Raw genomic sequence first — 21,587 nt, 5'->3', positions numbered from 1 at the left:
TGGAGCATGGCGCCCCGAGCTGCCGGGTCCGCCACGGCGCAAGCGATCGAGTCTGTCGGCCGAGGACGGGCGGGCCATGGCGCGGGTGGGACTGGCAGGGTGGAGGGACGGGCGGCTTTTCCGTTAGTCGCGGATGTGGCCGCTTCGGGTGCCGCATTGCTTGACGAGCTCGATGGCTGGCGTCAAACAGTGGCCGGTCGGCCCTCATGCGCAGGCGGGACGGCGGTGTTGCGGGCGGGACACGGTAGCCCAGGAACAGGAGGAGGCGGCGTCCGGCAGCTCATCCTTGACCCAGGCACCGAACGCCCCTGCCGAGCAGGACCGGCGTGCGGCACTCGACGAGCGCACCACGTGGAAGGACTTCCATACGCAACCCTTGGCCGCGGTGGCCTGGTCACTCGAGAAGGACGCCGAATTGCCGCTGAGTGGACTGGCACTCACCCCTGCGGACGATGCAAACCTGCTGGCCGGGTCCCCGGAGCTCTTCCCCGACCGCGCCCGAACACGGTGGCCCGCTGCCCACCGAATGAGCAAACCGCCCCGGGACGGCGTGCAGACGTGGGGCGTGGCCGGGCGGTGAGTCGCCCGCTGCGAGCCGCAGTCACCGGGCTTCGGGGAGACGGCCCGCGCACCCACCCCGAGAGGTGTCACGAACCGGCGCCGACCTTCCGGAACACCACCTCGTACCCCCCTTGAACGTCGGAAAGGACACCATGAGCGCGCCAGAGACGCAGGGCCCTCGGCAGCAGCCCTCCCAGGCTGCGGAACCGGAGGCGGCGATCGCGGCACCTGGGACAGGACGGCCCGCTGGTTCGTCGACCGCTGGACAGGCCGGCGACGGCGAAGCGGCCGCCGCGGGGACGGTCAGGTCGGTGCCGGTCGCCGAGCGTGCGGAGCAGTCGGCCCCGGGCGTGGAGTCCGCATCCCTGCCCGCCACCGTGGCGCGGCAGCCGGACGCAGGAACCGCCGCCACCGCCATCGCCGAACGCGGCGAGACAGAGCCCGAGACCGCCACCGCCGTCGACGGTGAGGAGGTGGAGGAGGCGGAAGGGGCGCCTGAGGGTATGGCGGAGGCCGAGCCGGCCGCCCCGCCCGGGCGGCCGCACAAGAGCCTGCTGGCCGGAGCGGCCATAGTGGGGGCGCTGCTGATGACCGTACCGTTCCTGGTGGGCGGTGACGGTAAGGACCCTCATGCGGCCCCCGCCGGTGCGGTGCCCGGTACGGTACTGGGTTCCCCGGGGGATGGGAGCCTGCCCGGTGCCGTCGGGTCGGCATCGCCGACCCCTGGCGGTACCGCTGTGACGGGCGGTCCGGCCGGGGAGTCTCCCGCATCGCCCGGTGCCGCCGATTCGGGCGCGCACGCGGATTCCGGCGGGGCCTCTGTCCTGAGCGGCGGGGGCGGCACGCCCGCGGGCCCGGTGGAGCGGCAGGGCGAGGACTCGTCCGCTCAGCAGAAGACGGCGGCTGCCGCGCCGCCGCCCGCCCCGCGGAAGGCCTCACCCACCGCCAACGCGGCGCCGGAAGGTCTCGCACAGGCCGCCGGCGTCTCCGTCCGCAGCCATGCCTCGGGCCGCTGCATCGACGTCACGGGAGGCCAGGGCGACGGTACGCCGCTGCAGATCTGGGACTGTAACGGGCTGTCACAGCAGAGCTGGCGCTTCATGAATGACGGGACGGTGCGGGCGCTGGGTATGTGCATGGACGTCGCCTGGGGTGCCACGGGTAACGGCGCGGTGATCCAGCTGGCCAGGTGCAACGGCAATCCCGCCCAGCAGTTCCGGCTCAACTCCGCGCACGACCTGGTCAATCCGCGGGCGAACAAATGCGTCGACGTGAAGGACCTGCAGACCGGCAACGGCACCCGCCTGCAGTTGTGGGACTGCAACGGCTGGGACAACCAGAAGTGGAGCAGGAGCTGATCCGGTGATCCGCTCCTGCGGGCGCCATCCCCGGTCCCCGCGGCCGTGACACCCGCCGGCGCGGGCCCGGGGGGTGACGAGTGGCGATGTCGCATGAACGGCAGCCGGTATGACCGTCAGCGTGGCCGAGGCGGGAGCGGTGGTCGGCGAGTTCGTCAGTAACCTGGTCGTCCGCGACGGAGCGGTGGAGCGAGCAGGCCCTCCCTGTGCCGGCCAGTGGTGAACCGGAAGCAGAGGAAACGTGTCAAGTGGCCCAAATCGGTTAGTCGAGATGTGAGACACTGGGCTCGTGGCCGAGATACGCAACCCGAGCCGACGTCGCGACGACGGTCGGCGCACCCAGCTCATCCAAGCCGCCACTCGCGTCATCGCCAAGGAGGGGATCGCGGCGGCGACCATCCGCCGCATCACCGAGGAGGCCGGGGTGCCCGGAAGCCTCGTCCACTACTGGTTCGCGGACAAGGACGAACTCCTCCAAGAGGTGCTCCTCGCTGATCTCGACTCGGTCTCGACCGCCGTCACCGAGGCTGCCGAGACCGGGGACGACCTGCTCGGCCGCCTCCGGGCGGCGTTCCATGTCATCGAGCAGGACGACCGCGGCCGCCAGGTCCTTCCGTACGAACTGACCACGTGGGCGCTCCGGAAGCCCGAGTTCGTGCATGTGGCGAGGAAGCAGTACGCGGCCTACCGGGAACTGGGAACCGAGACCATTGCATCCTGGGTGCAGGCCACCGGAGCACAACTGCCTGCCGACGTCCCCGTCGTCGGGCAGCTCATCACCTCTCTCTTCGACGGACTCGTTCTGGCATGGCTCGCTGATCCCGACAACACTGATGTGGACGCCGTGCTGAGGCTGGCGCACGACCTCCTGAGCTCGAGTGCCACGCATACGCCGGATACGCCGGATGTGCCGGATACGCCGACTCCATCTGACGTGTCCTGAACGCGCTTTCGGGTTGTGTGGCGCGGCTCCGACAGCGGGCTGACGCGCCGGCGATGAGTCCGCCAGGCAAGGCCGCCCCGCCCGTCACTGCCGGTGCGAGGAGGCCGTCACCATCCCTGCGTCGAGATCAGAATATCCGCGATTGTCCGGTATCGCTCGAAACGACAAGATCCCAGGCTTCCGCGGACGCAGTCACCGGCTCGTGGGCACCCGCCGCCGGTGCGGCCGGCTTCCACGGCCACAGGTGGCTCCTTCTGCGCTTGCGTGGCGTGACGGAGGATTCCGCGGCGAGAGCGGCCGACCGGCCTGTTGCATCTGCCAACTGGCGCAAGGAGATGTTCAACGCGCTCAGAAGTGCGAGCGTTTGATGGAGGTCACCCGCCCACCGGTTCTCCTCTTCGGCCCACGTGTACACGAAGACGTCCATATCGATGCGCTGGGCCAGCCTGACCGCGCTCAGCTGCCGGGCCAGCCGAAGCTGCCTGAGAGTGCAGGGCTTTTCAATGCCCATCAACTCGGATGTGCTACACCACAGTACGTTGGCCATGGCGAAGAGTTGCTGCTCTGTGGGGCGGTAGGCGTCGCTCTCCCACGCGACCACCACCTCGGGATCAACGGGAGTCCACAGAACGCTCATCTGCTCCGACACCTGCTGGGGTGACAAACCAAGGCGCTGCCGAGCTGACTGGGCGCTGGCCGGTGAGAAGGGCGGTTGGTTCACTGTTCGGTGCTTCCTTGCTGGTGCGGCCATGGTTCTGGTTCCATGGCCATTGACGTCTTCAGGCCGATGCGCCGGGTTGATCACCACAACGTCGAAGAGATGCCCCGTCGGCAGCAGTTGACAGTCATACGGCTGGGGATGACCAGGCACGCGCCCCCACGTTTCACCCGGCGTGCCGTGCTGCTCGCACGAGGCCGTCCGGCATGCTGATCGAGGGACGCTCCCACCTGGTCCGGTGGGGCGGCGTTCCCCGGGCCGGGGTTGGGCCGGTCGGGCTTGGGGGGCCGGTGCGGCTACCCCGGGACGGGGGGGACCCGGGGCGGCCGAACGGACAACACACTACGGCGCCCCCCACATTCATGTGAGCGGTCCGCCGCACAAGGGGTCTGGATGGGCAGGCTGAACGTCCCCTCCGGGCAAGACCGCAGGCGTCCGCGGTCCGAGTGCGGGAATCGGGTGCCCGTGGGCGTCATGCAGCGGCACAACAGCGGATGACGCCAAGAGGAACGATTCATCCCGGCCCGGACCCGGCGCCGCACCTGTTGACCGTCCGGGGACTCCGCCCGGCGGAGCCTAGCCGGAGCCGACCGTCAGATGAGCCCGGCGCGGATGGCGTACGAAACCGCCTGCACCCGGTTGCGCAGGCCGAGGCGGAGCATGACGGCGGACACTATGTTCTTGATGGTGCGCTCGGAATAGCACAGTTTGACGGCGATCTCCGACAGGGTCATGCCCTCGGACACCAGGCGCAGGACGTCGATTTCGCGGGAGCTGAGCCCGGAGGCCGTCAGGCCCCTTGAGCCGAGGACCTCACGCTGGACGTATGCGAGCTGATCCAGCAGTCGGCCCTGGACGACCGGGGGCAGACACGCCTGCCCGACCGCCACGGCACGTACCGTCCGTACCAGCGACGTGACATCGGCCTCGGGCCGCCACAGCACGGCTCGCACCCGGTGCTCGGCCACAGCGGCGGGGTCGGCGTACAAGCCGCCTTCCGCGACCAGCACGAACCGGGCCCGTGCCGGTGCGGGCAGGCCGCGCAGCAGCTCCAGGGCAGCGGCGTCGACCGTGCTGACCGCGACCACCACGGTCTCCGCTTCCCCGACAGCCGTCAGGGTGACATGCGCACTCTTTTCCAGACATGCCGCCAGGCCGACTTCGGTCAGCGGATCCGCAGCGTGCACGGCTACAAGCACCGAGTTCATGCCTGCTCCTACAGGTTGGAACGGGAAATATCAGGGGCTGCACTCCTGCGGGGCAGGAAGTGTGAGACACCGCGCTACGGGTTGCGGAAGCCCGCCTCTTGTTTGCCGGCGCCCCTGCGGGCACGGGCGATCGTCATATCGACGTACAGGTTCAGCAGGGACGGTGCCCCGCCGGCCGCCCACTTGATGACCTTGGTGCCGGCGCCGGGGACGACGCTGGCGCGGCCGGACTCTGTTCCCTTGACGATGGCACGCGCCACGGTGCGGGCGGTGAGAGGTCTTTCGCCGTTGGACAGTGCGAGCAGCTCCGGTGGCTTGAGGGGTTGTTCGCCGGCGAGCATTGGGGTGTCGACGTCCGGCGGGTAGACACCGGTGACGGTGATGCCATGCGGCCGGTACTCCTGGCGCAGGACTTCGCACAGGCCGCGCACGGCGAACTTGCTGGGGCAGTAGGCGCCGTAGCCGAACACCCCGACCAGCCCGGCCGCCGAGGAGACACACGTGACACTCGCACCGCGGCCACCGCTCATCAGGTCGGACAGTGCGCCCCGGACCGTGTGCAGGGTACCGAAGTAGTTGATCTCCATCTGACGGCGCAGATCACTGTCGGTGAGCTCGTGGAAGTACGCCGGTTTGGTGATCCCGGCGCAGGTGATGACCGACCTGATCGGACCGTGAGCGGTCCGGCCGCGGTCGAGCGCCGTGGCGACCGCGCCGGCATCCGACACGTCGCCGGCCGCGAAGACCACGTTCGCCAGTCTCCTGCCGCGCAGCGTCTGCGCTTCGACACCGTCGAGGGCGATCACCGTGACGCGGGCTCCCGCCTCGGCCAGCAGTTCCGTCGTGGCCAGGCCTATGCCGCTGGTTCCCCCTGTCAGGACCACATGCCGGCCGTTCCAGAAAGGGCGTTTCATGAGATGGCTCCTGCTTTCGGGGAGCCGCCCGCGTGGCTCGGAAGCGGTTGGTAGGTCTGCTCGTCGGGGTCGGACCACTCGAAACGGTCGCGCAGGCCGGCCAGGTAGGAGACGTAGGCGGCCATGTTGACGTAACTGGCGTGCCGAGGGCTGTCGACGTAGGCGACACCGCCGCGCAGGTCGGGTTGGTCGTTCTTCTTGAGTGCGGTGAGTTCCGCTCGGTGCACGCCGGTCTCCCGGGCCCGGATGTCGATGAGCACCATCTGGGCCATCTCCTCGAAGCGGGCGTAGGCGCCCCCGGCGAATTCGACGAAGCCGAGTACGTAGAGGCTGTCCAGTTCGCGGGAGAAGATGTTGAGGTACAGCTGCGGGTGGTCGTCTTTCCAGGTGAGCAGGGCCGGATCGAGGAACGGCAGCAGATAGCGGTAGCCGGTCGCCAGCACGATGACGTCTGCCTCCTCCTCGGTGCCGTCGGCGAAGACCGCGCCGGTGGGAGTCAGCCGGGTCACGTCGGGCTTGGCTGTCAGGTCCCCGTGCGCCAGGTGGTGCAGGACCTGGGTGTTCATGATGGGATGAGTCGTCAGGAAGTCGTGGTCGGGGGCGGGCAGACCGAGCCGGGTGAGGTCACCGACCAGGCTGTCCACGAGTTGTGCGGGGTCGCCCGGCAGACTGACGCCGCGTGGCGGGTCGAGGAGGCCGGCGAGCAGGGCATCGGTGGGCAGGCCGTGAACGTGCTTGGGCACGAAGCGGTAGCCGCGCCGCACCGAGAGGAACGCCCGCTCGGCCCGGCGCGCGGCGTCGACGGCGATGTCCACGCCGGAGTTGCCGGCGCCGACGATCAGGACCCGCTTGCCCCGCAGCTCCGCGTCCCGGAAGGTGGCCGAATGCCGCAGGTCACCGGTGTAGGTGTCGGCTCCCGTCAGGACGGGGGTGTGCGGGTGCCAGGTGACGCCCGGGGCGGCGACGAGCCCGTCGTAGGTACGGGTCTCGCCGGTCGAGAGGCAAACCTCCCAGCGGTCGCCGGGCAGGGGCTGGGCGCCGGTCACCGCCACACCGAGGGTGACATGCCCGTAGAGCCCGAAGGTGCGGGCGAAGCCGCGGATGTAGTCGCGGACCTGCTGCCAGGACGGGTAGTCCGGGTAGTGGCCGGGCATCGGGTAACCGACGAATCCCGAGGTGTACTTCGAGCTGATGAAGTGCGCGCTCTCGTACATGGGGCTGCCCGGGTTGTCCATGTCCCAGACGCCGCCGACGTCGCAGTGACGCTCGAACCAGTCGAAGGGCACACCCTCGGCGATCAGCGCACGGGCCATCACCAGGCCGGCCGGCCCCGCACCCACCAAGCAGTAGCGTCGCGTGTAGGCCACAGTCTCGGTGGTGGCGCTCCGCCGACGGGAACGGACCTTCGACTGTGCGAGAGCCGCGTACGTGGCGGGCCGGTGACGGCGCAGCCACAACGCGACGACGACGCCCGCGACGGCGGCGGCGCACAGCACCGCCGGGGTGGCGTTGACGGCCGGGTCGGTCGAATCCGTCAGCGTCGCATAGTTGAGCAGGGCCAGCGCGAACGCGGCGGTCAGGCCGACCGTGCCGATCACCGGTGCGATGACGCAGCGCCACAGCTCCCGGTCGCTGCGGTGCCAGAAGAAGGCGACCACGGCCACGGACGCCCCTGCCTGAAGGGCGACGATGCCGAGCGTCCCGACACCGATGAAGGCGGGCACCAGGATGGCGTACGGGTCGGCGCCGGATGAAGCGGCGATCCCGGTGGCCAGTACCGACAGAACGCTGACGGCCGCACTCGCCACGTGCGGGCTGAAGTGACGGGGGTGGTAGCGGCCGAGCCGGCGCGGCAGTACGCCCTCCCTCCCGAGCGCGAACAGGTACCTGCTGGACGCGTTGTGCAGGGCGAGCAGTCCGGCGAGCACGCTGGTGCACATCAGGACCGCCGCCGTGTCGTGGAGCAGACCGCCGCCGTACTGCTGGAGCAGTACGAACACGAAGTCGCCGCCTTGCTCTCCCGTGAGCCGGACGACCTGGTCGGGGCCCGCGGCCCCGACGACGATCCAGCAGGTGAGTACGTAGAACAGGCCGATCGAGGTTACCGCGATGTAGGTGGCACGCGGGATGCTGCGTTCCGGGTCGCTGGTTTCCTCACCGTAGAGGGCTGCCGACTCGAATCCGATGAAGCTGAAGAACGCGAACATCAGCGCGATGCCGATCGATCCGGACAGCACGTGCGAACCGGAGAACGCGGCGGCCGGGAAGACGGCCGCCCCCCGGTGCCCGACGGCGAGCGCGTCGAAGACCAGCAGCACCGCGAACTCGGCGGCCACCAGAGCACCCAGCACCTTGGCCGACAGATCCACTGAGCGGTAGCCGAGTACGGCCACCAGCGCGAGCGCGGCGGCGCTGTAGAGGTACCACGGCAGGCCGACGCCGGAGCTCGCCAGAACCAGGCTGCTGAAGTAACCGAAGGCGCCGGCCAGGCCGATCGTCAGGGCGAGGTAGGCGATGACCGCCACGTAGGCCGCCGCTACACCGGTCGGCTTGCCGAGAGCGCGGGCGATGTAGGTGTAGAAGGCGCCGGTGTTCACCACCCGTCGGCTCATCGCCGCATAACCGACCGAGAAGCACAACAACACGGCAGAAGAGATCAGGTAGACGGCGGGCAGCCCGGCACCGTCCCCGTGGCGGATCGCCAGCGGAACGTTTCCGACTATCGAGGCCATCGGCGCCGCAGCGGCGAGGACCAGGAATATCACCCGACCGGTGGTCAGTTTCGTCCCGCCCCGGGCTCTTCGGCTGTTCCATCCACCCTTGCCACGCACCATTGCAACTTCCCTTCTTCTCAGGCGAGTTTGACCAGGGCAGGTGTTCAGGTCAAGTGTTCAGATCAACTGTTCAAAGTGTGCCAGACTCGAAGTCGTGCTCGACGACACGAACAGCCGGCGCCGACGTCAAGACGACGGCAGGCGGACTCAGTTGATCCAAGCCGCCGCCCGCGTCATCGCCAGGGACGGGATCGCGGCGGCGACCATCCGCCGCATCACGGAGGAGGCGGGGGTGCCCGGCAGCCTCGTCCACTACTGGTTCGCCGACAAGGACGAACTCCTTCAGGAGGTTCTCTTCGCCGAGCTTGAGGGCCTCTCGGTCGCCGTCTCCGCGGCGGCCGAGGCCGCAGACGACCTGCTGGGCGGTCTCCGGGCGGCCTTCCGCGTCATCGAGCAGGACGACCGGGGCCGCCGGATCCGGCCGCGCGAGTTGACCACGTGGGCGCTGCGGAAACCCGAGTATGTCCACGTGGCGAGGGAACAGTACGCCGCCTACAGGGAATGGGGGACCGAGGCCATCTCCTCCTGGATGAAGGCCACCGGAGCGCAGCTGCCTGCCGGCGTCCACGTCGTCGGGCAGTTCATCACCGCTCTCTTCGACGGACTCGTTCTCGCGTGGCTTGTCGATCCCGACAACACCGATGTCGATGCCGTGCTGAGGCTGGCGCACGACCTCATGACACCCTCGGTGCCGGATTTGCCCGATATCCCCGAAATGTCATGAGCGCGCCCCGCAGACCCACCCGGCCGCCTGCCGCCGCCGACGCACCGCGCACGCGACGCAACCGGGTGATTCTGAGGTGACGAGGCCCATGGGACGGCCCATCACTCCGGATGGCCACCGCCTCACCGTTGAAGACGTCCGCGCCACTGCGACCGGCACCGGCCGGAGCACGGCCGCTCGACGCAGGCCAAGGAGAAGCAGATCGCCTCGGGTACTGCTCTGTACGGCGTGACGACCGGGTTCGGCGACAGCAGCGACCGGCAGATCTCGGCCGCCAGGGCGGAGGCGCTCTGAGGCTGTTCCCGGATGCTTCGCACAACGAGTCCGCCCGCGGCGAGGACGCCAGCGCGCTCGGCGAGGACGGGGCGCGGGTCGACATCTCGTTCGCCACGCAGAATTGGCAGAGGGCCGTGGTCGACAGGAGCAGGCCGGGCCGGTTCGTCCGCCGGCACTTCGAGGCGATGGTCTTTACCCACCTCGCCGAGGAACTGCGCGCGGGCGGCGTTGCCGTGGTCGGCTCGGAGGCCGTCTGCTGATCGCAGCGGGCTCGCCGGGGTAGGCGGGCGGCATGGAAGCCAACGAGACCACTCCGCTGCGGGCCGTCGCCCTGGTATGCACCCTGTCCCCGTCCCCGAAGCCGTCCTCCTCCCACCTGCTGGCCGGGCAGACCATGGAAGCGCTCGCCCGCCACGGCGTGAGCGGCAAGGTCATTCGCATCGCCGACCACAACGTCCGGCCGGGTGTGGCCGTCGACATGGGGGAGGGGGACTTCTGGCCAGAGATCCGCGACACGATCCTCGGCACCGACATCCTGATCCTGGCCACCCCGATCTGGCTCGGGCACCCCTCCAGCCTCGCGCAGCGCGTCATGGAGCGCCTGAACGCGGAGTTCGGCGAGAGCGACGGGGAAGGCAGGATGCTCACCTACGGGAAGGTGGCCGGAGTCTGCGTGGTCGGCAACGAGGACGGCGCCCACCACGTCAGCGCCGAACTGTTCCAGGGCCTCAACGACTGCGGCTTCACCCTGCCCGCCAACGCCGTCACCTACTGGGTGGGCGAGGCCATGCAGAGCACCGACTACCAGGACCTCGCTACTGGAGCACCGCTCCTGATGTGCTCGTTCCGGCGTTCGCGTTCCGGACTGCAGGCCTGCGGCGCGGGCCGTCCAGCGCCCGGTCTCCTCGCGCCTGACCTTCCGCAGCCGGTGCTCTCCGAATCCGGCGGCCGCCCGGAGGTTCACCGCCACCTCGGCCGGGCCGTCCACGGCCGTGATCCGGCGCAGCAGCACGGCGCGCTGGGCCTGACCGGGGTAGGCGAGGGCTTCGCGGCACTCGACGATCCCGCCGGTGGTGGCCCAGCGGCTGTGCCAGATCAAGGTGCCGTCCTCGTAGTAGCCGCCCCACACGTAGACGCTGTACCAGCCGGGCCCGCCGATCAGGGAGGCGAACAGGGCGTCGCTGTCCCAGCGCGGAGCGCACATCCACCCGATGTCGCCGCGGGGGCCGACGAGGGCGCCGCGGTGGCCGTCGGCGAGGAGGGCGTAGTCGCGCAGGGCGTGCGGGGCCGGTGCGCCGGAGTTCTTCGGCACTCGGATCCTTCCCTCCGGTGCAGGGGCGAGGGCGGTGGCGTGATCGCCGGGCCCTGCGCGGCCCCAGTGGTCAGCGTCCCGCCGACGCGCTCGTGGTGGTGTGGCGTTCGAGAACGTCGTCGCGCGGCGTCACCCCCGTGCCCGAAGCGCCGTTCCGGCCGGGGCGGAGCACGCCGCCGGCGGGGTCGAGGGTGCCGTCGAAGAGGAGGTTCTCGATGCGGACGTGGTCGTGGAACCACTCCAGGTGGCGCAGGTTCGCGACGGCGGCCGCGGCGTGGGCGTGGACGTGCGGGGCGCAGTGTCCGGACAGATCGAGTCCGTGGGCCTGGGCGAGGGCGGCCGCGCGCAGCCAGACGGTGATGCCTCCGCAGCGGGTGGCATCGGCCTGCAGGCAGTCCACGACCGGCGCCATGGCGGTGAAGTAGGGAAGCGCGGAGCCGTACTCGCCGGCGGCGACGTCTGCCGTGGTGGCGTCCCGGACCCGGGCGAGGCCGGTGAGGTCGTCGGAGGAGACCGGCTCCTCGAACCAGCGCACGTCGTACTCCTCGAAGCGGCGGGCCAGGCGGACCGCCTGCTTGGCGGTGTAGGCGCCGTTGGCGTCCACGTACAGGTGCGCGCCGGGCCCGATGACGTGGCGGGCCTGACGGATGCGGGCCAGGTCCCGGTCCTCGCGGGTACCCCACGCCTCCCCGATCTTGATCTTGACGCGGGGAATCGCCTGCCGCCCCACCCAGCCGCGCAGCTGTTCCTCGAGCTGCCGCTCGTCGTAGGTGGTGAACCCGCCGCTGCCGTAGACGGGCACCAGGTCCCGCGCCCGTCCGAGCAGGTCGGCGAGGGGCAGGTCGAGCAGGCGCGCCTTGAGGTCCCACAGGGCGATGTCGACGGCGGACAGTGCGTAGCCGCCGACGCCGGGACGCCCCGCATTGCGCAGCGCCCGGTGCATCGCCTCGTGCGCGGCGGGCACGTCGAAGGCGCTGCGGCCGACGGCGTGCTCGGCGAGCAGGCCGGTGACCACGTTCGCGCAGGCGCCGGCTCCGTAGGTCCAGCCGTATCCGCGGCCGCTGCCGGATCGCGCCTGGACGAGGACCATGGTGGTGCTGCTCCAGGCGGCCGTGCCGTCCGCCTCCGGGGCATCGGTGGGGAAGTCGAGGACCCACACGTGCAGGCCGTCGACGAGCGGTGTCGTCGAGGTGGTCATCGGTCCTCGCCGTTCGCTTCGCGGGCGCCGGTGCCGCGCACTTCCTCCTTCGGAGGGACGGTGGGTGACGTCATGGCGTCCTCCTCAGCCGACGGCGGGCGATCGCCACGGCTCCCGCGATCAAGGCGCCCGCGACGGCCACCGCCAGGAGCCGGGCGGCCACGGGGCGGGACCGCGGACGGGCGACGGCTCTCTCGGGATGGTCGGCGGGTGTCGGGCCGTCGAGGGCCAGGGCGAGGGCCTCGGCCAGGTGTACGGCCCGGCGGCCGGTGTCGGCCTGGTCGATCTGGGTGCGGCAGCTGAAGCCGTCCGCCATCACGAACGCGCCGGGCGCGGTGTCGCGGACCGCGGGCAGGACGCCCTGCTCGGCGATCGTCCGGGACAGGTCGTAGTGTCCCCGCTCGAAGCCGAAGTTGCCGGCCAGGCCGCAGCAGCCCTCGTCCAGCACGGTCGCGTCGATCGCGGCCCGGCGCATCAGCTCACGGTCCGGATCCTTGCCCAACACGGCGTGCTGGTGGCAATGGGTCTGCACGGTCGCAGCCCGGCCCACCCGGGGCGGACGCCAGCCGTCGGGAGCGTGGCCCGCGAGCTGTTCGGCGAAGGTCCGGGTCTGCGCGGCGAGACGAACGATGTCCTGGTCACCGGCGAGCAGGTCCGGGGCGTCCGCACGGAACACGGCAGCGCACGAGGGCTCCAGCACGATGATCGGCGTGCCGGCCTCCAGCCACGGCCGAAGCACCCGCGTGGTGCGGGCCAGGACGCGGCGGGCGGTGGTGAGTTGACCGGTCGAGATCCAGGTCAGGCCACAGCACACCGGTCCTTCGGGGACGGCGACCTGGAAGCCGGCGTCTTCCAGGACCCGCACTGCGGCCTCCGCGACGTGAGGGTGGAAGTGGTTGGTGAACGTGTCCGGCCACAACAGCACGGTGCGCGGATCGTGCGGGTCCGGCCGCGGCCGGACGGCCCGCTGCCGGCCGCCCTGGAACGTCTCCTCGGCGAACACGGGGGCGTCGCGCCGCGGGTCGATGCCGCCGAGCAGCTTTCCGAGCCGGCCCAGGCCCGGGGCGTGCAGGGCGGCGTTGGCCAGCCAGGGCGCCGCACGGGCACACTGCGTCCACAGCGGGAGCCAGCCCATGGTGTAGTGGGCTGCCGGGCGCACACGTCCCCGGTAGTGGTGGGCGAGGAACTCGGCCTTGTAGGTGGCCATGTCGACCCCGACCGGACAGTCGGACTTGCAGCCCTTGCAGGCCAGGCACAAATCGAGGGCGTCGCGGACCTCGGCGGAGCGCCAGCCGTCCTTGACCGGCGAGTCCGGGTGGCCGCCGAGCATCTCGAACAGCAGGCGGGCCCTGCCCCGGGTGGAGTGCTCCTCCTCCAGCGTCGCCCGATAGGAGGGGCACATGACCCCGCCCTGGTGGGTGCGGCAGTTGCCGATGCCGACGCACCGCATGACGGCCTGCCCGAAGTCGCGGTCGTCGTCGGGGTACGCGAAGTGTGTGTCACGGAGGGGTGCCGGGCGCCAGTCGGCGCCCAGGCGCAGGTTCTCGTCGACGCGGTACGGGTGGACCACCTTGCCGGGGTTCATCCGGTTGTCCGGGTCGAACAGCGCCTTGACCTCGCCCATCGCGTCGACGAGGTTCTGGCCGAACATGCGGGGCAGGAGTTCGCCGCGGGCCTGTCCGTCGCCGTGCTCTCCGGACAGGGAGCCGCCGTAGGAGGCGACCAGGTCGGCCGCGTCGCACAGGAACGCCCGGAACGCCTCGACGCCCTTGCCCTCGCGCAGCGCGAACGGGATCCGGGTGTGCACGCAACCCTGCCCGAAGTGCCCGTAGAGGGGGGCCTGCTGGTAGCCGTACCGGTCGAAGAGCCGCTCCAGGTCCCGCAGGTAGTCACCCAGCTTCTCCGGCGCGACGGCGGAGTCCTCCCAGCCCTCCCAGGTCTCGGAGCCGTCCGGTGGCCGCGCGGTCACCCCGAGGCCCGCCTCGCGGGCCTTGAGCATCTCGTGCTCCCGGGCCGGGTCGTCGGAGAAGGCCACCGACGGGTCGTCCTTCGCGCGGCCGACGGCGCGCAGCAGGTCGTACGCCTGCGCGTCGGCCTGCTCCCTGGTGTCGCCGGTGAACTGGAGCAGCAGCCAGCTGTCGCCCGCGGGCAGCCGCTCGAGCGAGTCGAGATAGGCGTGCTCCTCGCGCATCAGCTGCGCCATGCGGCCGTCGATGGCCTCCAGCTGGGAGGGGCGGCTGTGTTCAAGCAGGTCGGGGACGGCGTCGGCCGCCTGGTAGATGTCGTCGAACCCGAGCACCAGCAGCGCCTCGGCGGCGGGTACCTCCACCAAGTGCAGTTCGGCGCGCAAGACGGCCACCAGGGTGCCCTCGCTGCCGACCAGGGCCCTGGCCACGTCGAAGCCGTTCTCCGGCAGCAGGGAATCGAGGTTGTAGCCCGACACGCGGCGGGGGATCTCGGGGTAGCCGCGCCGGATCTCGGCCAGGTGGCGGGCGGTGATGTCCTTCAGGCCCTGGTACAGCCGGGCGCGCGGCCCACCGCCGGCCACGACCCGGGCGTACTCCTCGTCGCTGGTGGGGCCGGCCCAGAACCGGGCGCCCGCGTACGTGAGGACTTCCAGCCGTGCGATGTTGTCCACGGTCTTGCCGTAGGCCTGGGCGGAGGCACCGCAGCTGTTGTTGCCGATCATCCCGCCCAGCGCGCAGTGCGTGTGCGTCGAAGGCTTCGGACCGAACATCAGATGGTGCGGGGCGAGCTGCCGGTTGAGCTCGTCCAGCACGATGCCGGGCTCCACGACACACGTCCGGGCCTGGGGGTCCACCGAGACGAGCCGGTTGCAGTACTTCGTCCAGTCGATGACCACGGCGGTGTTGGTGCACTGGCCGCCGAGGCTCGTGCCGCCGCCGCGGGAGAGCAGGGGGGCGGCGAACCGCGCGCACACCGCGACCGTCGCGGCGCCTGCCTCGACCGTGCGCGGCAGCACCACTCCGAGGGGGAGCTGCCGGTAGTTGGAGCCGTCCGTCGCGTACGCGCCCCGACTGCCTGCGTCGAATCGGACTTCCCCGTCGACCTCGGCCCGCAGCGCCCGCTCCAGGGCGACGAGGTCCAGATCGTCGCCCGTGTGTGTGGCGGCCACGGTCAGCTCCCGCTGCCGGGAAGGAACTCCTGCATCTTGGCCTTCACCCCTTGCCGCAGGACCGAGCCGCGGTCACTGTCGCCGCGCAGCACCGCCGTGGCGGCGGCCTTGATCTGGTCCCAGGTGGCGTGCGGCGGGATCGGCGGCACGGCCGGGTCCGTGCGGAAGTCGATGACGAACGGCCGGTCCGCGGCCAGCGCCCGGGTCCAGGCCGGACCGACGTCCTCGGGCCTCTCCACCCGTACGCCGCCCAGGCCGAAGGACTGGGCGATGTCGGCGTAGCGCACGTCGGGCAGGGCCTGGGAGGGTTCGAACTGCGGGGCGCCCTGCATGGCGCGCATCTCCCAGGTGACCTGGTTCAGGTCGTGATTGTTCAGCACGGCCACGACCAGGCGCGGATCCGTCCACTCGCGGTAGTACTTGGCGGCGGTGATCAGCTCGGCCAGTCCGTTCATCTGCATGGCGCCGTCGCCGACGATGGCCACCGCCGGCCGCCCGGGATGCGCGAACTTGGCGCCGATCGCATAGGGCACCCCGGGCCCCATGGTGGCCAGGGTGCCCGACAGGGAGCCGCGCATGCGGCCGCGCATGCGCAGATGGCGGGCGTACCAGTTCGCCGCCGACCCGGAGTCGGCGGCCAGCATCACGTCCTCGGGCAGCAGCGCATCGAGGGCATGGACCACGTACTCGGGGTTGACCGGATCCGCGGTGACCTCGGCCCGCCGCTGCATGACCTCCCACCAGCGGGCGGTGTTGTCCTCGACCGTCTTGCGCCAGGCTCCGCCGGATTTGCGTTCCAGGAGCGGGATCAGGCGGCGCAGGGTCTGGGCGGCGTCGCCGACGATGTTCGCCTCGAACGGGTAGCGCAGGCCGATCATGGAGGGGTCGAGGTCGATCTGCACCGCCCTGGCCTGTCCGAAGTCGGGCAGGAAGTTGCTGTAGGGGAAACTGGAGCCGACCACGAGCAGCGTGTCGCAGTCACGCATCATCTCGTACGAGGGCCTCGTGCCCAGCAGGCCGATCGAGCCCGTGACGTACGGCAGCGTGTCCGGGAGGGCGTCCTTGCCGAGCAGGGCCTTGGCGACGCCGGCGCCGAGCAGGTCGGCGACCTGCTCGACCTCGGCGCGGGCTTGGCGGGCGCCCTGGCCGATCAGCATGGCGACCTTCTCGCCGGCGTTGAGGATCTCCGCCGCCTGGGCGAGGTCCTCGTCCGCCGGGACGGGAGCGTAGCGGGGGGTACCGAGGCTGGAGGGGACCTGCTTGAAGGCGTGCGCGGGGGGCTCGTAGTCGAGTTCCTGCACGTCCGCCGGGATGATCAGCGTGGTGACGGTGCGCCGGGTCGCCGCGATGCGCATCGCCCGGTCCAGGACGTTGGGCAGCTGCTCAGGAACGGTGACCATCTCGCAGAATTCGGACGCCACGTCCTTGTAGAGCGAGAGGAGGTCGACCTCCTGCTGGTAGGAGCCGCCCATGGCGGTGCGGTCGGTCTGGCCGACGATGGCGACCACGGGCACGTGGTCGAGCTTGGCGTCGTACAGGCCGTTGAGCAGGTGGATCGCCCCGGGGCCGGAAGTGGCGGCGCACACGCCGGTGCGGCCGGAGAACTTGGCGTAGCCCACCGCCTGGAACGCGGCCATCTCCTCGTGCCGGGCCTGGATGAAACGGGGCTGGTTCCCGGCTCGGCCCCAGGCGGCGAGCAGCCCGTTGATGCCGTCGCCCGGGTAGGCGAAGACGTACTCGACCTCCCACTCCCGCAGCCGCTGCAACAGGTAGTCGGCAACCTTCATCGTCTGCTCCTCCTGGGTACCGGTGCTGGCCGTCGGGCGCTGCGGTCAGCCGCCCCGAAAGCGCGGCTAACCGGCATCGGCGGATGCGAAACCCCTCACCGGAGATTGCCCGGAGAAGCGGCCTCTTCGGTGGGTCGTGGCGGAAGTATCGCGGAAGGCCGCCCCGCGTCCCGGCAGGCGTGCCCGACGAGGTGTGGCCGGTTCACCTGCCCGTGGCACTCGGCGCGCCGAGGGAGGACGACTCGGTCCGGTGATCGTCTTCGACAGCGCCACGCTTCATCGCGCACGTCGACATGCCGGACGCCTTCGACGCCCTCGTGGCCGATCTTCCGGACGCTGCTCGACGTCGTCGGCCTCGCCGACGATGCCCCGGAAGATGCCCTGGCCGGCGTCCGTGTCCACCTCGCGGCCTGAAGTCGGGCCGGTCCCCCCCCCGTCAGCGGCTGTGAGACAGAACGCCGGCGCGCCCCGGTTCGCGGGCGTGGCCCGACCGTCGCTCCCCGATCGGCGTAACGGCAGCGGGGTGCGGACGACAGGCTCCGCCGGGCGTGGGGTGCCGGGGTCACGCGCGGAGAACGTGCTGTGCGCCTACGCGAGCGAAGTGGGGTGCAGGTGGTTCGCTGTGCGAGGGCCGGCCGGCCCTTCCCGACAGCCGGCGGGTGTGCGCGTCAGCGGCAGAACGGCGCAGATCGGTGTTCCCGGTCGCCCCACGAGTGGACAGAACCGGGACGACGTGCGGCTCATCGGGTTTCCGGCAGTGGGAGGCGACAAGAGTGACGGTGGTGCCCTCGGCGGGTGCGGTGCGGCACGCGGATCAGGTGCTCCGGGATGCGGAGGCGTTGACGCACCCGGCGCTGCGGGCCGCGGTGGAGAGGCTACCGGCGGGGATCCGGCATCCGGTAGGGGTGCATTTCGGCTGGTGGGACCGGGTGGGCACGCCACTCGAAGGTGCGCGGGCGGGCAAGGCGGTGCGCCCGGCACTGGTGCTTTCGGCGTGTGAGGCGGTGGGCGGGGTACGTCAGGCGGCAGTCGCGGCGGCGGTGGCGGTGGAGCTCGTGCACAACGCCTCCCTGCTCCACGACGACATCATCGACGGGGACCGGCTGCGCAGGGGGCGGCCGGCGGTGTGGGCCGCCTTGGGGGTGCCGGCGGCGGTCCTGGCCGGGGACGCGTTGTTCTTCCTCGCCGTCCAGACGGTCGCCGAGGCTCCGGGCCCGCTCGGCCTGGCGGGGCCGGGCATGCTGACTCGTGCGGTGCAGGAGCTGATCGACGGCGAGTACACGGACACGCTGCTGGAGGACCGCGAGGCGGCGTCGGTGTCGGTGGCGGAGGTCGCGGCGATGGCGCAGGGCAAGACCGGCGCGCTGATCGCCGTCTCGTGTGCGCTGGGGGCAGTGGCCGGCGGCGCGGACGGGCAGCGGGTGGGGTGTCTGCGGGCGTTCGGGGTGCATGTGGGGGCCGCGTTCCAGCTGATCGACGATGTGCTGGGGATCTGGGGTGATCCGGTACGGACCGGCAAGCCGGCCGGGGCGGACCTGGCGGCGCGCAAGATGTCCCTGCCGGTCGCCGCGGCACTCGCTTCGGGCTGTGCGGCGGGGCGGGAGCTGGGCCGGCTGTATGCCGGGGGCGGCCCGCTGGGCGCGGCCGAGGTGGTGCGGGCGGCGGCCCTGGTCGAGGAGGCCGGCGGGCGCAGCTGGGCAGTGCGCGCGGCAGAACGGCACACGAGGCGGGCGCTGGAGGAGCTCGCGGCCGCGAGGCCGCAGCGGACCGCGGCTGCCGAACTGCGTTGTCTCGCCCATCTGGTGACGGCCCGTGACCACTGACCGCGCCGGCCACGCCGGTGGCGGCGTCCTGATCCCCACGATATGGCAGGAGCGACCATGCCCCTCTCCCCGTCGGCCATCTCCCCGGACCGGCCGCTGGCCTTCACCCTCCCGGTCCTGACCGTCCGACTGCCCGCACCACGCCTGCACCCGGCCGCGAGCCAGGAGAGGCGGCGCACCGCCGACTGGTGCCGGACCCACCTGCGCTGCATCCTGCCCGACGACGAAGCCCTGGACCTTTTCATCGCCGAGCACGCGGAGTACTTCGCGCTGTGGTGCTACCCCGACGCCCCGCTCGAACGCCTCGGCCTGATCACCGACCTCATGCAGTTCTTCGGAGCCGTGGACAACGTACTGGACGACGTCCGCGCCACCGATCGCACCGGCTCCACCACCCGGGCCCTCCTGGAGCCCGTCCTCGATGCCCTGAAGTCCGGCCCTCCCGAAGACTGCACCGGCACAGCCCCTGCAGTCCTGCGGGAGCTGCTGGACCTGATGACGCGGTTGCGCCGGCACCTGAGCCCGCGCCAGGGCGAACGGCTCCTGCACGCCGTGTCCGAATACGCCGAGGGGTGCATGCGGGAAGACCGCCTGCGCTCTGCGGGCGCCGTGCCGGACTTCGACACCTGCCAGCAGGTGCACGTGGGCACCAGCTTCCGCGGCCTGGTCATGGTCCTGATCGAGTACGCGCTGGGCATCGACGTCAGTTCCGCGCTGGCCACCTGCCCCGCCCTCCGCACCACCGTCGAGATCGCGATCCGCCACGTCCTCCTGGTCAACGACCTGTTCTCCTATCGCCGCGAACACTTCCTCGGCGACGCGTCGATCAACCCGATCACGATTTTTCTCCAGCGGCCGGGCGAGAACCTCCAGGGAGCCGTGGACCGGCTGAGCGCACTGATCCTGGACGCCGAACGCGATCTGTACGACGCTCGTGCCGCCACACTGACCTCACCAGCAGCCGCCGAACCCGCAGTCGTCGCCTTCCTGGAGGGGCTGGAGACGTTCTGCTCCGGCTACCTCCGCTCGGTCTACCTCGCCGGCCGCTACAACGGCGTCGGCCACACCTGGAACGGCCTCACCTCCGGCACCGTGGTCCTCCACCCCGACCGCACCGAATACCTGCCCTGAACACCCGGCCGGCACGACGGCGGCTGCTGCCCGCCCCCGCAGGCAGCGAAACCGGTCCGGCCGCCCACCCACGGGGCTCCGACCGGGGCCTCTGGCAGACGGGCACAGGCGGGCCGGAAGGCTCGCTCCCCGTCCACCCGTTGGAGGTCGTCCCGATGCGCCGCTCCGAGGACCCTGCTGCCCGTGACCACGCCGTCGTGCTGGGCGCGGGCATTGCGGGATTGTGCACCGCCGCCGTACTCACCCGTCATTTCACCCGCGTGACACTGGTGGAACGCGACCGGATCAAGGGGCGGCGGGCAGTCGGCAGCGCCAGACGGGGAGTCCCGCAGAGCCCGCACATCCACACCGTCCTGGCACACGCGGTACGGCAGATGGAGCAGGTGTTCCCCGGACTGACCGACCAGTGTCTGGCCAACGGTGCCGTGAGCGCCGAGCTCGGCAGTCAGAGCCGCATCACCTACCACGGTCACATGTTGCCGCAGCGGTCCGCGGGAATTGACGCGATCATGGCATCACGGCCGTTCCTGGAGGCCGAGCTCCGCGAGCGCGCGCTGCGGCTGACGGCCCTGTCCCTCCGTGACGGTGCGGAGGTCACCGGGCTGGTCACGGACGGCACCAGGGGAGAAGCGGCCGTACGTGGCGTAGGCCTGTATCCACGCAGGGGACAAGCCGGCGGTGAGGTTCTGGAGGCGGACCTCGTGGTCGATGCGATGGGCCGCGGTGCGCGGAGCGGAGCCTGGATGGAGCAGATGGGCTATCGAAGGGCCCCGGAGGAACGCACCCGGATCAACGTCACGTACGCCAGTCGGCACTTCGCGCTCCCACCCGATGCCCTCGGCGCCGACCGGGCCGTCATGATCGGCGCCACCGCCTCCCGGCCGCGCGGGATGGTCTTCGCAGCTCAGGAGAACGGCACTTGGGTGGTGTCCCTGCACAGTTACGGCAACGACCGGCTCCCTGAAGACGGCCAGGGATTCCTGGAATGCGCCGCCGCGATCGCCCCTCCCGACGTCATGAGCGAGCTACGGCGTGCCGAACCACTGGACCCGATCGCTGTCTACCGCTTCCCCTGCGGGGTCCGACGCCGCTACGACCGGCTCAAGCACTTCCCAGACGGGTTGCTGGCCATCGGGGACGCTCTCTGTTCAGTCAACCCCGTTTACGGAGCGGGGATTTCGCTGGCCGCACGCGAAGCCGTCCTGCTCGGCGAATGCCTTGCCGCGAAAGGCGCCGAGCCGTTGGCTCGTCGCTTCTTCGCCTCAGCACACGACGCGACCCATGCGGCGTGGTGGCTGTCCAAGATCGGCGACTACAGCCTCATGCCGAATGGACTCAGCCCCCGACTTCTCGGCTCCGCCTTCCGCCGCCTCATGGCCGCCGCCGCGAACGACCCGAAAACCGCATCCGCGCTCCTCAGATCGCTCTCCTTCGTCGATTCCCCCCTCGAGCTCGCCCGCCCCCGCGTTCTCCGCCAGATGCTCCACCAGCCGACTCCACCGCGGCCGCGGACGAAGGCGAAGTGACTCGAACCACGAGCTCTGCACCGGTCACCCGGTGCGCCCACGTCTTCGGCGGCCCGCCACCGCTGGTCCCTGCCGCGACATCACCGCAGCCCGCGCGACCGAGGCTGTGACCCCGGTCGTCCCCACGTCCTGCGCCGG

General features: G+C 71.0%; 14 protein-coding genes and 3 pseudogenes. 9 read left to right on the top strand and 8 right to left on the bottom strand.

What is annotated here, in order from left to right:
* The first annotated feature begins 872 nt into the window (after positions 1 to 872).
* The gene (locus ACFY15_RS15940) at positions 873 to 1,919 is read left to right on the top strand and encodes a ricin-type beta-trefoil lectin domain protein (protein ID WP_390688263.1); all 1,047 of its coding nucleotides are present in this window, start codon (positions 873 to 875) and stop codon (positions 1,917 to 1,919) included.
* Between the two features lie 289 nt (positions 1,920 to 2,208).
* Entirely contained in the window at positions 2,209 to 2,862 is a 654-nt protein-coding gene (locus ACFY15_RS15935; protein ID WP_390688262.1) for a TetR/AcrR family transcriptional regulator, read from the top strand.
* Between the two features lie 127 nt (positions 2,863 to 2,989).
* On the opposite strand, the gene ACFY15_RS15930 is transcribed toward ACFY15_RS15935, so the two are convergent.
* The 4 genes from ACFY15_RS15930 to ACFY15_RS15915 form a co-directional block, all read right to left on the bottom strand.
* Positions 2,990 to 3,583: an XRE family transcriptional regulator gene (locus tag ACFY15_RS15930; RefSeq protein WP_390825630.1), complete on the bottom strand. Its 594-nt coding sequence runs from the start codon at positions 3,581 to 3,583 to the stop codon at positions 2,990 to 2,992.
* A gap of 590 nt (positions 3,584 to 4,173) precedes the next feature.
* Entirely contained in the window at positions 4,174 to 4,788 is a 615-nt protein-coding gene (locus ACFY15_RS15925; RefSeq protein ID WP_390688260.1) for a response regulator transcription factor, read from the bottom strand.
* Positions 4,789 to 4,862: 74 nt separating this feature from the next.
* Positions 4,863 to 5,702 (bottom strand): SDR family oxidoreductase, encoded by an 840-nt coding sequence (locus ACFY15_RS15920; RefSeq protein ID WP_390688259.1) that lies wholly within the window; start codon positions 5,700 to 5,702, stop codon positions 4,863 to 4,865.
* Complete coding sequence (locus tag ACFY15_RS15915) at positions 5,699 to 8,467, bottom strand: amino acid permease (protein WP_390688258.1); 2,769 nt, start codon at positions 8,465 to 8,467, stop codon at positions 5,699 to 5,701. Before ACFY15_RS15915 ends, ACFY15_RS15920 begins: the two co-directional genes overlap by 4 nt.
* Before the next feature lie 163 nt (positions 8,468 to 8,630).
* Here ACFY15_RS15915 and ACFY15_RS15910 point away from each other — a divergent pair, with 163 nt between their 5' ends.
* The 4 genes and pseudogenes from ACFY15_RS15910 to ACFY15_RS15895 form a co-directional block, all read left to right on the top strand.
* A complete protein-coding gene (locus ACFY15_RS15910; protein ID WP_390688257.1) occupies positions 8,631 to 9,260 on the top strand; it encodes a TetR/AcrR family transcriptional regulator in 630 nt (209 codons plus the stop codon).
* Between the two features lie 183 nt (positions 9,261 to 9,443).
* Positions 9,444 to 9,554: pseudogene (locus ACFY15_RS15905) on the top strand (hypothetical protein); the annotation flags it as partial.
* A 116-nt stretch (positions 9,555 to 9,670) separates the two neighbouring features.
* Positions 9,671 to 9,796 (top strand): hypothetical protein, encoded by a 126-nt coding sequence (locus tag ACFY15_RS15900; protein ID WP_390688342.1) that lies wholly within the window; start codon positions 9,671 to 9,673, stop codon positions 9,794 to 9,796.
* Positions 9,797 to 9,828: 32 nt separating this feature from the next.
* A pseudogene (locus ACFY15_RS15895) lies at positions 9,829 to 10,350 on the top strand (flavodoxin family protein); the annotation flags it as partial.
* A 117-nt stretch (positions 10,351 to 10,467) separates the two neighbouring features.
* On the opposite strand, the pseudogene ACFY15_RS15890 reads toward ACFY15_RS15895, so the two are convergent.
* The 4 genes and pseudogenes from ACFY15_RS15890 to ACFY15_RS15875 form a co-directional block, all read right to left on the bottom strand.
* A pseudogene (locus tag ACFY15_RS15890) lies at positions 10,468 to 10,848 on the bottom strand (trehalase-like domain-containing protein); the annotation flags it as partial.
* A gap of 70 nt (positions 10,849 to 10,918) precedes the next feature.
* The gene (locus ACFY15_RS15885; RefSeq protein ID WP_390688256.1) at positions 10,919 to 12,046 is read right to left on the bottom strand and encodes an enolase C-terminal domain-like protein; all 1,128 of its coding nucleotides are present in this window, start codon (positions 12,044 to 12,046) and stop codon (positions 10,919 to 10,921) included.
* A gap of 70 nt (positions 12,047 to 12,116) precedes the next feature.
* Positions 12,117 to 15,188, bottom strand: a complete 3,072-nt coding sequence (locus tag ACFY15_RS15880; protein WP_390688337.1) for an FAD-binding and (Fe-S)-binding domain-containing protein — start codon at positions 15,186 to 15,188, stop codon at positions 12,117 to 12,119.
* A complete protein-coding gene (locus ACFY15_RS15875) occupies positions 15,185 to 16,969 on the bottom strand; it encodes a thiamine pyrophosphate-requiring protein (protein ID WP_390688255.1) in 1,785 nt (594 codons plus the stop codon). Before ACFY15_RS15875 ends, ACFY15_RS15880 begins: the two co-directional genes overlap by 4 nt.
* A 1,004-nt stretch (positions 16,970 to 17,973) precedes the next feature.
* Here ACFY15_RS15875 and ACFY15_RS15870 point away from each other — a divergent pair.
* From ACFY15_RS15870 to ACFY15_RS15860, 3 genes are all read left to right on the top strand, one after another.
* Positions 17,974 to 18,792 carry a polyprenyl synthetase family protein gene (locus ACFY15_RS15870; RefSeq protein ID WP_390825629.1) on the top strand — a complete coding sequence of 273 codons (819 nt, stop codon included), beginning with the start codon at positions 17,974 to 17,976 and terminating at the stop codon, positions 18,790 to 18,792.
* Positions 18,793 to 18,849: 57 nt separating this feature from the next.
* Positions 18,850 to 19,923, top strand: a complete 1,074-nt coding sequence (locus ACFY15_RS15865; protein WP_390688253.1) for a hypothetical protein — start codon at positions 18,850 to 18,852, stop codon at positions 19,921 to 19,923.
* 155 nt (positions 19,924 to 20,078) lie between these two features.
* On the top strand, positions 20,079 to 21,449 hold the full coding sequence (locus ACFY15_RS15860) for an NAD(P)/FAD-dependent oxidoreductase (protein ID WP_390825628.1): 1,371 nt from the start codon (positions 20,079 to 20,081) through the stop codon (positions 21,447 to 21,449).
* Positions 21,450 to 21,587: the final 138 nt, after the last annotated feature.

The sequence above is a fragment of the Streptomyces sp. NPDC001373 genome, assembly GCF_042895815.1.
Taxonomy (GTDB): domain Bacteria; phylum Actinomycetota; class Actinomycetes; order Streptomycetales; family Streptomycetaceae; genus Streptomyces.
This window is presented reverse-complemented; position numbering and strand designations above follow the sequence as displayed.